Raw genomic sequence first — 12192 nt, 5'->3', positions numbered from 1 at the left:
GTCCATTACCCTTGATTCTATGAGTACTAAAGAGCCGTGCGCTGAGGTCATCCGACACTCTGGCCTCCGAACAACCGTCTCATGACATCACGGCAACCGATTTTCTGGCGTTGCCTCTGGCTCCTGATGTCATCTTGCTGACTTTCAAAACGGAGAGCGGCGGGCGCGCTTGTCTGCGGAGTTCCATTTGGGTTCGAATTGATGGCGACAAATGGCTCTTGCGCTTCCACCAGGGCACCGCCATTACCAAGTAATCATTGGAAAGTGGAGCGTCGATCGCACCTGAAGAGAAACGTCATTCGTGTGGGAAACCCCACCAATCGTTAATACACCCCTTGCGCGCTAAAAGGGTGCGCAAGGTTCGAATGCACTAGCGCATTCATATACAAATTATTTACCCACATTTAATCGTCCTTCGTCCGTCTCTCTTGATCCCTCTTATTAATCTCAGCATTAGAGGACAGCACGGGAGTTTTGTACCGTCTCAAATGAATGACCCGAGAGGTGGCTCTGAGTGGGTGGATGGCCGAGCGATTCTGAGGCAAAAAAATGCATCCGCTCACTGAAAAAGGATTTCCATTGGGAATATTCGACAGATGTAGGCGGTTCGTCCCACTTGGCAGGCTGGTTACTTTGTGGACAGGGGTGTCGAATCGGGGTCGACGGTACCGCCAGAAATACGGCGAGGGCTCTTTGGCGCCTTGCAAAGAAGTGTGAGCATGGACGGGCGCCAAACCGGCGCCAATGGTAAGTTCAGTAATGTTGCCAACTGCCAACATTATGTCGTAGGGTAGTTAGGTGGAGAAAATAAAGCGCAACTACGAGTTTTCCGTGCAAGTTGCTGGGTTAGATATTGAGAACGAATCCCAACTTAAGCAGTTGAAGAATGACGCGATTACCATCGTTGCCTTTGCCTCTAATGGCCTCACCATGCTTGGTGTCGAAATGGCTGCCGGATCCCCTGAATCAGCATTTAACGAATTCAAATCATTCCTGAATAAGTACGCGAGTGACATCAAAATCAAGCGCGTAGATTTGGATCTGGTATCTCTGTCGCAGATTGCAGAACGCTTGGACGTAACTCGTGAGGCAGCTCGACTCTGGGCCATCGGGGAACGCCGCCAAGACTTCCCCGAACCCTTTACATCTGCTGGCCAATCACTTTTATGGGCCTGGTCTGAGGTATTCGATTGGCTGACCGAAGAAGAGACCCAAAACGACCCACATCCGCTTCCTATCAATCTGATCGAGCGCTTGAACGGCATTTACGCACGGGATCGCAAATCGGCCACCTCTTCAATGGCATTGGCGTCCGCCTAGCTATCAACTGCGTCATCATCGGTTTACCGATAGGCGAATGAACCAGAGCCAAAGGTACAAGTTCGTTCGCTAGACGAGCAGCGACTTCTGTAACCCAACTAATCGTTAATACAACCTCTAAAACCAAGGAGAAAACGAAGGAAATCATCCGTCATACGTTCCAGTAAGTGGCATACAGTGTGGCGGTATGGAACGCCTTGGTGCCATCGACGCCGCTCAAAGAATTGTTAGTGCCCGGTTCCCCGATGCAAGGGCTGCATTTCTTACTGGAAGTGCGCTGACGACGCGCCTCACCTCCACATCAGACCTAGATATTGTGGTCGTCCTGCGGGGCAAACCCGCACCCTTTCGGGAATCTATTCATGAACACGGTTGGCTAGTCGAATTATTTGTCCAAAGTCCTGCATCGATCAAATATTTTGTAGCCAAGGAGACTAGTGAGCATCACGCGCCAACGCTCAAGATGCTCTCTGACGGGCACATTCTTGTATCTATAGATGGAGAGGCTGAGAAACTGCAAACGGAGGCCATTGAACGTTTCGCCAAGGGTCCTTCGTCAGTATCGAGTGAGGAGATGGAAAGAAGGCGTTACGCGCTAACCGACCAACTAGACGATCTCATCGGGGCCACAGATCCCATTGAGTTGCTCTACATCAGCCAACAACTACTCGTAGGTGCTAGCGAACTCGCACTGCTCTCTAAAGCGCAATGGCTAGCCTCGGGCAAGTGGTTACCACGACACCTAGCATTGAGTGAGCCTGAATTATCGATACGGCTATCTGCCGCCATTAAGGCTGTCCTTGAAAATGGCGAGAAGGAACCAATAGAAGATGTGGTCCGAGAAATTCTTGAACGCGTCGGCGGCCCTTTATCGGAGGGGTATCGCGTTGCAGGTGAGATTCTAGATCTGTAATTGACCACATGGGCAGTTGATTTGGTAACCCCACTAATCGTTAATGCAACCCCTTGGCTGGGACCTTTGCAAAGTACCCGAGGCACGGCAAGGCGTCTCAATTTCTCATTACCAGCGTCGTGAGACCCAGTCGATTGCCACTGGGATCCTCGAAGTAAGCAAACCAACCACCGGGATATTCCGTTTTGCCTTTAAGAATCTTCCCACCATTGATTTCGACCTTTTTCAAGTCAGCATCTATGTCATCACTGTCGAGATAAACGGTCACATCACCTTGTTTGTTTTCATCACCAATTGGTGCGAAGCCACCACGCATGTTGCTCGATTGCCAAACCGTATATTTTCCGCTCGGATTGTCCATGTTCCGGGCCTCCCATCCAAACATCTCAACATAAAATTTTGCCAAATTATCAGGGCTCTTGGCAGAAATCTCAATGTGACTAATCCTCCTACTGATCATGGAATATGCCTTTCATTGGTATTTGGCTCAAAGATAGTGCTGATGGTTCATTACTTGGCTGAAATGGGCAACACAATTCTGGCGAACGCGGCTAGTCATTAATGCAACCCTTTAGTGGAGACCTGCTGCCTCTAGAACTTCGCGCGAGGATACAGCCGCTAAATCCGCTGCACTTCGCGTCGTAGATCCAGCGTAGGCCGCGCAGATTTGATAGCCGAATGCGTAACCAAACCATTTTGTAATCTCTTCTGCACCAAAAAACCATTTTGCTTGACTGAATTCAGTTAGATGGAGGTCCAAGTTTGCCTTCTCTATCTCGAGAGAAGAGATCGGGGCCTGACTATAGATTGGTCTGACTCCAGTAACCTCCTCCTCGAAAAGTTGGGCAAGACCTTCGCTCACCAACATGTCCCCGAGATCCCCATGGCAACCTGGTCCGCGCCAGCGCATGACATGGTGGAATTCATGAACAAGCGTGGAAAATATGTGCTGCTCACTGAGATTGAGGCAATCCGGGTCAATCGCAACAATGACGACATGGGGGCCATACGTGTAGCCACCAACTCCCATCTCTGAAATCGCCTCGTCGGGTGAGTCAATGAACAGAACATCGACGGCATCTGCACGAAGTAGGTCTTTGGCGATTCTCGCTGCCGACTCAAATGCCGCTTCGATTATTCCCCTGTAACGTTCGAGTCGACCGGACGCAGCGGCAAGGTGACTCTCTATCGGTGTCATTCTCGAATCCTCGCATCATTCATGATCAAAACTTCGACAATCCACCTCTAAATCCAAGCGACTTCATGACGGTTAAAATTGCCCAGCAGGTACAAGAAATAGAGCCCAACCCACACTGGTAACCCCACCAGTCATTAATGCAACCCCATCTGGAACAGACCCGCTGAGTCGTAGCGTGACCGTTTCCAGCACAAGAATCGATTTCGAGATGACACTTAACAGTCACAAGCGCCGCCCTCTGGGGCGATGTGATTTGATATGGAGGTGACAAGTCAACGCCTTTCAGTGAGAGAAATGACGTTGGCCGATGTTGAGGTTCGGATCAACTACTTTCATGACGCTTCAGATGACCATCTTCGCGTGATGGGAGTTGATAGGGCGCTACTGCCCTCACGAGAGGATTGGTACGCATTCTATGAAGAAGATTTGGCGCTTTCGATTCGAGACCGGACTACTTACTCGCTACTGTGGGAACTAGACAAACAAATAGTTGGGTTTAGTTCAGTATCCAACATTGTCTTTGGCGAAGAAGCTTTTTTGCATCTGCACATCCTGAGTCCAACACGACGCCAAGGTGGACTAGGAGCCGAGTTCGTAAGGAAATCAGCGAAAGTTTACTTTGAAGTTCTTGAGTTGAAGCGACTCTTCAGTGAGCCGAATGCTTTCAACATCGCCCCAAATCGGGCGCTACAACGTGCTGGATTTCGCTATCTGTTCACACATGAGACGACGCCGAGTCCGATCAACTTCCCTCAGACTGTGACTCGATGGGTCCTCCAAGGTAGTTGAGCCATTCCTCCATCGATTGGACCAACCAAGATCGCCAACGCGGCTTGGGTGCTACCCAAAGTTTGCAATATCAATTCTGTGTGAGAGATGCATTGATTTTGATTTGAGACTGCGGTGTCGATCCCATCGATTATGCGAAGACGATGGTCCGGTCGCCGACCAAGAAGATTCGATTTTCTGCGTAGAGCTTCACTGCTTTGGAAAGTACTCGTCTTTCAATGTCTCTACCTAATGAGACCAAGTTCTCTGGCGTCGAGGTGTGGGTTACATGTGCAACGTCTTGTTCGATGATGGGGCCTTCATCAAGGTCTGAAGTGACGAAGTGTGCGGTTGCTCCGATGACTTTCACGCCACGTGCATGAGCCTGGTGGTAAGGCTTTGCGCCTTTAAAGCCCGGCAGGAACGAATGGTGAATGTTGATCATCTTGCCGAGCATTGAATCGCAGAACTCGCCACTGAGGATCTGCATGTAGCGGGCTAAGACGACAAAATCGATGTCCAATGATTGGATTTCATCCTTGATGGCACTTTCTTGGGCGGGCTTGTCCATGCCAACCATCGAAGTGAATGTGATTTCATGAGATTCAACTAACGATCGAAGCTCTTCATGATTAGACATCACCAGAGGTATCTCGATGGGCAACTCCCCAAGCTCAAGTAGGAAAAGGAGGTCTCGAAGACAGTGGCTTTCCTTGGTCACCAGAATCAATGCCTTTCGTTTCTGACTTGCTGGCCTGATTTCCAATACAGGGGAGAAACCAGACGTCACCGATCGCAAGATCTTCTCCGCCTCTTCCACCGCTAGATCAGCCTCAAAGAGGGTCCGCATGATGAATGTTCGCGTTGTCGGATCAGTGAACTGTTGATTCTCAATGATGTTGCCCTTACATTCTAAAATCGCAGATGTTAAGGCGTGAACGATCCCTGGCTGATCAATGCACTGCAGAGTCACGACAAGATTCATGTTGCGAGAATAGCGGGAACTAGTGCGCCAATGTGAAACGTTTAAGCGCTTTGGGCGCCCACCAATTCAATTCACCGAATAATCGCATCAGCGCCGGTACTAAGAGTGCGCGGATGAGAGTTGCATCAAGTAAGACCGCGAACCCGACACCAAGACCCAGAAGTTTGATCGAAGTTACGCCGCTTGAAATAAAGGAGGCAAACACAACTGCGAGCAGCATCGCAGCTGCCGTAATAATTCGCGCAGAGCGCTGCAATCCCGTCGCCACCGCTTCGGTGTTGGATTTGCCGGCGAAATGTTCCTCCCGTATGCGCGACAGGAGAAAAATCTCGTAGTCCATCGAGAGCCCGAAGACCACCACAGCAACCAGAATCGTTGTTCCGGTATCAAGGGTGCCCGTTACTGTGAAATCCCCAATGAGCCATTTCATATGGCCATCGATGAAAATCCAACTCAGGACTCCAAGCGTCGCAACTAATGAGAGTCCATTTAGTATCACGGCTTTGATGGGCAGAATTATCGAACCCGTGAAGATGAATATGAGTATCAGAACGCTTAACGCAATCCACCCGAGTGCCCACGGCAACTTGTCAGCGATTCCATCTTGCGAGTCTGTGAAGTCGGCAGCGGCTCCACCGATGAGAGTCCCAGCAGGTGCATCGATTAACCGGAGATTATGAATAAGCGTCTGAGCGGCACTTGTCCGCGAACCAATTGATTGGATTGCCGTAACCCGCAGATCATTCCCGCTGACTTGTGGAGGGTTGATACGTATAACGCCTACAACGGATTTCACCTTATTGAGGTAAGCAGCAACTTCCTTCGACTTCTGGACTCCACCAGGAATAATGATTTCAATCGGACTGCTCTCTTGTCCCGGGAAACGGTCCAGAATCATTTTTGACGCGATGGCCGCACTATTCGATTTTGGTAGGACCCGTGAGTCGATTTGTGCGAAGGCAATATCTTTGATCGGTGCGGCCAAGACACCCAAAATAATCAAGGAAACAACTACAACTGGTACGGGTCGTCGCATGACGAATCGGGCCGTCCGTGCCCAACGACCCTCTTCTTTCTGGGTAATGGCCCCGCGACGGACGACCCCTTTGTCGATCCGATTGCCTAGTATTGCCAAGATTGCGGGAAGAGGAATAAGAGCGCCGACTACTGCGAGGGTAGTGACTGCAATTCCTGCATATCCAAAAGACTTGAGGAAACTGAGCGGAAAGAGCATGAGCGAACTGAGCGTGACAAGAACAGTCAAGCCCGAATAGAAGACCGTTTTTCCTGCACTCATGATGGTCGTGGTCACCGCTTCTTCGACGTTCTTTCCTGAATGCAATTCTTCGCGGAACCGATTGACGATGAGGAGTGCGTAGTCAATTCCCAGACCTAATCCAAGGCCGGTAATGAGATTGAGTGCATAAATGCTGACATTCGTGAAAAGTGTGAAAAGCAAGATGATGAAAAGCGCCCCGAGAATTGCGCTGATTCCGACCACTAGTGGCATCGCTGATGCAACTAACGCACCAAATACAAAAGCGAGCAGGATAAAGGTGAGAGGAATTGAGATTGCCTCCGCCAAGGCTAGGTCTTTAGAAATCTTGGAGTTAATCGCATGTGCAACCACACCAGCGCCCGAGGTGTAGACAGTGAGGGATTCGAACTTTCCTTCAAACTTCTCCTGAATCACTCTTCCCACATCTTCTATGCTTCCAAAATTCGTTTTCTCCGTATAGACGAAGAGAAAGGCTGCTTTCCCATCACTCGACATGAGAGTCGGTGACTTTCCGGAACTCCAATACGAGAGTGTTTGGGCCACCCCTGGCACAACTTTCACCTGAGATTCCAAACGAGACTCAGAGGCAATCACGGTTGCATCGTTTAGTCCCTTCATCCCCGAGTCGACGACGAGGACAACACTTGGATCCTTTACGTTGAAATGATCTGTCAGGTACTTCGATGCCTGAGCAGACTCACTTTTCGGATCTGAGTACCCGCCGCTATCTAGTTTGGAAATGACGGCGGAACCGATGGCGCCGGCGGATACAACGATGATGATGAAGAGAAAAAGGGTTATTTTCCGACGACGGACAACCAGGTGAGCAAGGGTGTCGAACACTAAAGACTCCAAATCTGAACAATCTAACGGCTGTTCAGGCTGTAATTGAGCATTGTCAAGATAGAGGGCACAATGGCCTCATGGCAATGGCAAAAGTGCATGATCCCTACCACCACGGTAATTTGGAATCAGCGCTTCTCTGTGCCGTTACGAAGATGATACGGGCAGCTGGTGCGTTATGAGTGAAGAATGGCCACAATCTTCAGCTGACGAACGCGACCCGCGCGATGATCAAGAAGATGAAAAGAAGCGAGACGAGCAATTGGAATCAGATCGACCACCCCATCACGAGTGAAAGACGTTTACTCGTCTAGTTAGGTGCTGTTGTTGAAGTTGGCGCAGCAGGTGCCGTGCTGGATGGTGCAGCAGGTGCAACAGAAGATGATGATGGAGCGGCGGAAGCTGTTGATGGCGCTTTTGAAGAAGATCCAGAATCGGTCTTGTAGAAACCTGAGCCCTTAAAGACGACTCCAACTGGGGAGTAGACCTTTCGTAATTGGCCGTTGCACTCGGGGCAATGGGTCAACGATGTATCGGTAAAAGCCTGGAATATCTCAAATTCGTGTTGGCAGGCGCTGCATGCATATTGGTACGTTGGCATAGAGCATCTGCCTTTCCTCACTAGCGTTCCCCATTAAAAATCCAGGGGCAGTAGAGAGAAGTCTAAAGAAGTGGGACGATAGAGGCGAATTGAAAGATATTGAGACGCTGAACGCAAAGGTTGGAGCATTGTGAGGCTACATAAAACCCTGGTGGGGGCGGTTCTGGCCTTCATTGCATTCGGATCGACCTGGTCGGCCAGTGCCAATTCACTCGTAAGCGCAACTCCTAATGCCGGAGCCGTGCTTACCTCCTCGCCCAGTGCAATCAGTATGACGACCGAGGCGCCACTCATTGATCAGGGAAATATGATCACCGTGCGCGATCCACAGGGCACTCGAGTAGATGACGGTACTTTGACTGTCAATGGGACCGATGTCGTGGCCGGTTTGAAATTGCTTACGGTCAGCGGTATTTACACCGTCTCATATTCGCTACTCACCGATAATGACATTCCACTTGAAGGCACGTACACATTTTCGTTTACCGCCCCCAGTGTGATCAGTTCTCCATCGCCTACTGTCATTACACCCTCTGCAAGCCCGGGAAACTCCCCGAGCAACTCTGTGGGAGTACCGACGTTGGTTATTGCTCTCATTCTCGCCGCAGTGGCCGTCTTCTTGTCCCTCTGCTTCTATGCGTGGAAGCTCATCACGAAACGATGACATTACTGGCGGCATCCGTCTCTTCGGCAGGACCTTTTGTCAATGCTCTAACAACAATGAGCAAGTTCTTTGGAATCACGGCGAGTGTCTGCCTCATCGGTGTCTTACTTTGCATGGGTTTCCTTCTAGAGGATAACGAAGGCGCCCTGGGCGCTGAAGCATTGAAGCTGCGCACTGTTGCTCTGTGGAGCGGCGGAATATGGGTTGTTGTTGCCGGGGCAAATATTGTTTTCACACTCGCCAATGTTCTGGATGAAACAATTGGGGCCGCATTAGATCCCACGACCCTTAGGTCTTTCGTCACCCAGGTGACCCTGGGCCAGTACATGTTTTTCCAATTGCTGGTAGCGATCCTCGTCGTAATCCTGGTACCGCGTGTGAAGCGCGTTGGCGGAGCAACCCTCCTTCTCCTGCTGGCACTGGTTGGCGTGGTTGCTCCCGTATTCCAATCACATTCGTCGGCAAGCGGATCGCACTCACTTGCGGTTGGGTCATTGGTTATTCACGTTCTCGCATTGATGCTCTGGGTGGGTGGAATCTTTGGACTTGGGCTGCTTGATCCGCACTCTCGTGTCATTGCAGCACCGCGGTTTAGTCAATTGGCACTCTGGGCGGTTGTCGCGGTTGTACTAAGTGGAGCCGCCAATGCATGGATTCGATTGGATTTTGCGGCCGCCTGGCACACGAGTTACGCACTCATCGTCATTGCCAAAGTGATTTTGACTGGCGGCTTGATTTTCATGGGATATCAACACCGACGCAACCTCAATTCAGGCAAAATGACCAGTATTCACTGGGCGAAATTTACTCAACTGGTTGGGATCGAACTTTCGATCATGATTATTGCGCTGGCACTCGGTTCGTGGCTCTCAACCAATCAGCCGCCCACTCCTACCGAAAACATTAAGTTTGATGCGGCCACCACAATTGCCGGTCTTCCTATGCCAGCGGCTCCCAACTTCACGAGACTATTTTTCGATTTCGATCCCGACGCACTCTTCCTGGGCATCGTCCTTCTCTCTACTGCGCTCTATCTACGGGGCGTCTATCGTCTGAGAAAACAGGGCGATTCATGGCCCATCTTTCGAACGATCTCATTTTTATCTGGGATGTACTTCATCACCTACGCAACAAGTGGCGGGGTTGGTGTCTATGCCCACTTCTCATTCTCGTATCACATGATCGCCCACATGATTCTGGGAATGATCGCCCCCATCTTTATTATCCTTAGTGCTCCTATCACTCTGGCTCTGCGAACCCTGCCGCAAGGCCGCACGCCGACTGAACGCGGAGTCCGCGGAACTCTGATCGCTGCTCTTCACTCCAAATTGGTGAGTGTCTGGGTGAATCCGGTTGTGGCGTTACTGCTTTTCGATGGTTCTCTATTTGCCCTGTACTTCACCTCATTATTTGGCGGGATGATGCAGAGCCACATTGGCCACTTCGCCATGAATCTCCATTTTGTTCTGGCAGGGCTTCTTTTCTTCCATGTCATTATCGGCGTGGATCCAAATCCAAAGCGCGTTCCGTATCTGATGAGAATCGTGATCCTTTTTGTCGCAATGAGTATTCACGCATTCTTCTCGGTGGCACTCATGTCTTCGACCGCGCTCCTTGACGGTGGCTATTTTGCACAGTTGCACCGCCCCTGGTCGCCCGATCTTCTCGCCGATCAACATCTCGCTGGTTCCATTGGATGGGCAATGGGGGAGATTCCTATATTGCTGGCGCTCGTGGCTACGTTTATTCTCTGGGTGCGGGACGACTCACATGAGGCAAAGAGAATTGATCGCAACGCCGAGCGCCTGGCCGCGATGGGCCAACCCGATGAGCTAGCGCAGTACAACGCCTACCTTTCTAGTCTTGCCGAGAGAGATAAGAAAGTAGAGGAAATCGAACGTGGCCACTGACGCGCTTTTTGAACTTCCATCTGAGTACCAAGATCTGCGCCAGAGCGTTCGCTCACTCGCGGAGAAAGAGATTGCGCCCTTTGCACATGCGGTAGATGAAGAGGCGCGCTTTCCTCAAGAAGCATTCGATGCACTTCAAGGTGCAGGATTAGCCGCAGCTCATGTTCCTACTGAATATGGCGGAGAAGGTGCTGATGCCCTTGGAGTAGTTCTCATTGTTGAAGAAGTAGCTCGGGCATGCGCGTCTTCATCTCTGATTCCGGCTGTCAACAAACTTGGTTCATTGCCTCTCATGTTTTCTGGATCGCAAGAGCAGAAGGAGAGATGGCTGCGTCCACTAGCTCAGGGGAAGGGGTTCTCGTACTGTCTCTCCGAATCGAGTGCTGGATCAGATGCCGCCGCAATTCGAACGAAGGCCACTAAGTCCGGAGATAAATGGATTATTAGCGGCAGCAAAAAATGGATTTCGAATGCTGGTTTCTCCGATTTCTACACGGTCTTTGCGTCGACAGATTCGAACAAGGGGGCCGAGGGGATAACAGCTTTCATTGTCGAAAAGAGTGACCCAGGGGTCTCTTTTGGAGCCCACGAGAAGAAAATGGGTTTCAGAGGGTCGCCCACTCGGGAGGTCTACTTCGACAATGTCGAACTCTCTGACGATCGACGCATTAGTGAAGTAAATGAGGGCTTCGCACTGGCGATGCTGACCCTTGATCACACTCGCATCACAATCGCGGCCCAAGCACTTGGAATTGCGCAAGGTGCCTTCGATATTGCCGCAAAATATGCTCACGAGCGCGAGCAATTTAACAAGCCGATATTCAATTTCCAAGCAATCCAATTTATGTTGGCAGATATGGCAATTGCAATTGCCGCAGCGCGTCAGATGACCTACGCGGCTGCCTCCAAGAGCGAGCGGAATGATCCAGACTTGAAGTTCTTTGCCGCAGCGTGCAAAACCTTGGCCAGTGACACGGCGATGCGGGTCACAACCGATGCGGTCCAGATTATGGGTGGATACGGCTATGTTTCAGATTATCCCGTCGAGCGAATGATGCGCGATGCGAAACTGACTCAGATTTACGAAGGCACCAATCAGATTCAAAGAATTGTTATAGCAAAAAATTTACCGAAAAATTAGTTAGTTTGGAAAGCGGATAATGAGATCGGGCGTCGCGCCCGCATCCAATTTGATGTCGTGCGGTTCGCGCGGAAGTGGATCGCTGGTGATTTCTCCTGAATGCACGATGCCCACTTTCCAACCTGGCATTGATGGGAGTGCGCGGTCGTAAAACCCCCCGCCTTGGCCAAGGCGGTAGCCCTGTTGGTCCAAATGCAGGCCGGGGACAATCACGACATCTATATCTGAGATGTCATCGCGTTCTTTTCCAATGGGCTCGAAAAGTCCCTTGCTCTCTTTGAGAGACTTAGCATCACCGTTCCATTCGACCCACTGCAAGACTTTTCCGTGGACTCGTGGAAGGAGAATGGTTACTCCGCGGGCAATGAGTTCTCGATTCAATTCCTTCGTACTTGGCTCATCGCCGGTGGAGATGTAACTTGTGACACATTTCGCGGCTCTCATTTCCGGGGCATCTAATAAGAAGGTAAAAGATGCGGGCACGTATCGGTCTTTTCGCTCCCACCGATATCGATCCCGAAGTGCTTTCTTAGCGTCTTTCCCTGAATTCGTTTTCACCCAAATCCCCTG

General features: G+C 50.6%; 12 protein-coding genes. 6 read left to right on the top strand and 6 right to left on the bottom strand.

Annotated features, from left to right (window positions below; all coding sequences use genetic code 11):
* The first annotated feature begins 798 nt into the window (after window positions 1–798).
* Window positions 799–1320, top strand: coding sequence for a hypothetical protein (locus tag VMW30_01800; GenBank protein ID HUW87101.1), 522 nt, complete (start codon window positions 799–801; stop codon window positions 1318–1320).
* Between the two features lie 187 nt (window positions 1321–1507).
* Complete coding sequence (locus VMW30_01795; GenBank protein HUW87100.1) at window positions 1508–2233, top strand: nucleotidyltransferase domain-containing protein; 726 nt, start codon at window positions 1508–1510, stop codon at window positions 2231–2233.
* Between the two features lie 97 nt (window positions 2234–2330).
* On the opposite strand, the gene VMW30_01790 is transcribed toward VMW30_01795, so the two are convergent.
* Window positions 2331–2693: a VOC family protein gene (locus VMW30_01790; GenBank protein HUW87099.1), complete on the bottom strand. Its 363-nt coding sequence runs from the start codon at window positions 2691–2693 to the stop codon at window positions 2331–2333.
* Between the two features lie 111 nt (window positions 2694–2804).
* Window positions 2805–3431 (bottom strand): DUF2268 domain-containing putative Zn-dependent protease, encoded by a 627-nt coding sequence (locus tag VMW30_01785; protein HUW87098.1) that lies wholly within the window; start codon window positions 3429–3431, stop codon window positions 2805–2807.
* Window positions 3432–3695: 264 nt separating this feature from the next.
* Between VMW30_01785 and VMW30_01780 the strand changes: the two genes are divergently transcribed.
* Window positions 3696–4220: a GNAT family protein gene (locus VMW30_01780; protein ID HUW87097.1), complete on the top strand. Its 525-nt coding sequence runs from the start codon at window positions 3696–3698 to the stop codon at window positions 4218–4220.
* A gap of 130 nt (window positions 4221–4350) precedes the next feature.
* Here VMW30_01780 and purU read toward each other — a convergent pair whose 3' ends face one another.
* From purU to VMW30_01765, 3 genes are all read right to left on the bottom strand, one after another.
* Window positions 4351–5184 carry a formyltetrahydrofolate deformylase gene (gene purU / locus VMW30_01775; GenBank protein ID HUW87096.1) on the bottom strand — a complete coding sequence of 278 codons (834 nt, stop codon included), beginning with the start codon at window positions 5182–5184 and terminating at the stop codon, window positions 4351–4353.
* 19 nt (window positions 5185–5203) lie between these two features.
* Window positions 5204–7306 carry an MMPL family transporter gene (locus VMW30_01770; protein HUW87095.1) on the bottom strand — a complete coding sequence of 701 codons (2103 nt, stop codon included), beginning with the start codon at window positions 7304–7306 and terminating at the stop codon, window positions 5204–5206.
* A gap of 310 nt (window positions 7307–7616) precedes the next feature.
* Window positions 7617–7907 (bottom strand): FmdB family zinc ribbon protein, encoded by a 291-nt coding sequence (locus tag VMW30_01765; GenBank protein ID HUW87094.1) that lies wholly within the window; start codon window positions 7905–7907, stop codon window positions 7617–7619.
* A gap of 130 nt (window positions 7908–8037) precedes the next feature.
* Between VMW30_01765 and VMW30_01760 the strand changes: the two genes are divergently transcribed.
* The 3 genes from VMW30_01760 to VMW30_01750 are packed head-to-tail and all read left to right on the top strand — an operon-like array spanning window position 8038 to window position 11622.
* Window positions 8038–8571 carry a copper resistance protein CopC gene (locus VMW30_01760; GenBank protein ID HUW87093.1) on the top strand — a complete coding sequence of 178 codons (534 nt, stop codon included), beginning with the start codon at window positions 8038–8040 and terminating at the stop codon, window positions 8569–8571.
* Window positions 8568–10481, top strand: a complete 1914-nt coding sequence (locus VMW30_01755) for a bifunctional copper resistance protein CopD/cytochrome c oxidase assembly protein (GenBank protein HUW87092.1) — start codon at window positions 8568–8570, stop codon at window positions 10479–10481. The genes VMW30_01760 and VMW30_01755 overlap by 4 nt, the downstream gene beginning before the upstream one ends.
* Complete coding sequence (locus VMW30_01750; GenBank protein HUW87091.1) at window positions 10471–11622, top strand: acyl-CoA dehydrogenase family protein; 1152 nt, start codon at window positions 10471–10473, stop codon at window positions 11620–11622. Before VMW30_01755 ends, VMW30_01750 begins: the two co-directional genes overlap by 11 nt.
* Here VMW30_01750 and VMW30_01745 read toward each other — a convergent pair whose 3' ends face one another.
* Entirely contained in the window at window positions 11623–12180 is a 558-nt protein-coding gene (locus VMW30_01745) for a 5-formyltetrahydrofolate cyclo-ligase (protein HUW87090.1), read from the bottom strand.
* Window positions 12181–12192 lie beyond the last annotated feature (12 nt).

It is taken from the genome of Candidatus Paceibacterota bacterium (assembly GCA_035530615.1).
Classification (GTDB): domain Bacteria; phylum Actinomycetota; class Actinomycetes; order Nanopelagicales; family Nanopelagicaceae; genus QYPT01.
The sequence above is the reverse complement of the archived record's forward strand: the minus strand, read 5'-3'. Positions and strand labels throughout refer to the sequence as shown.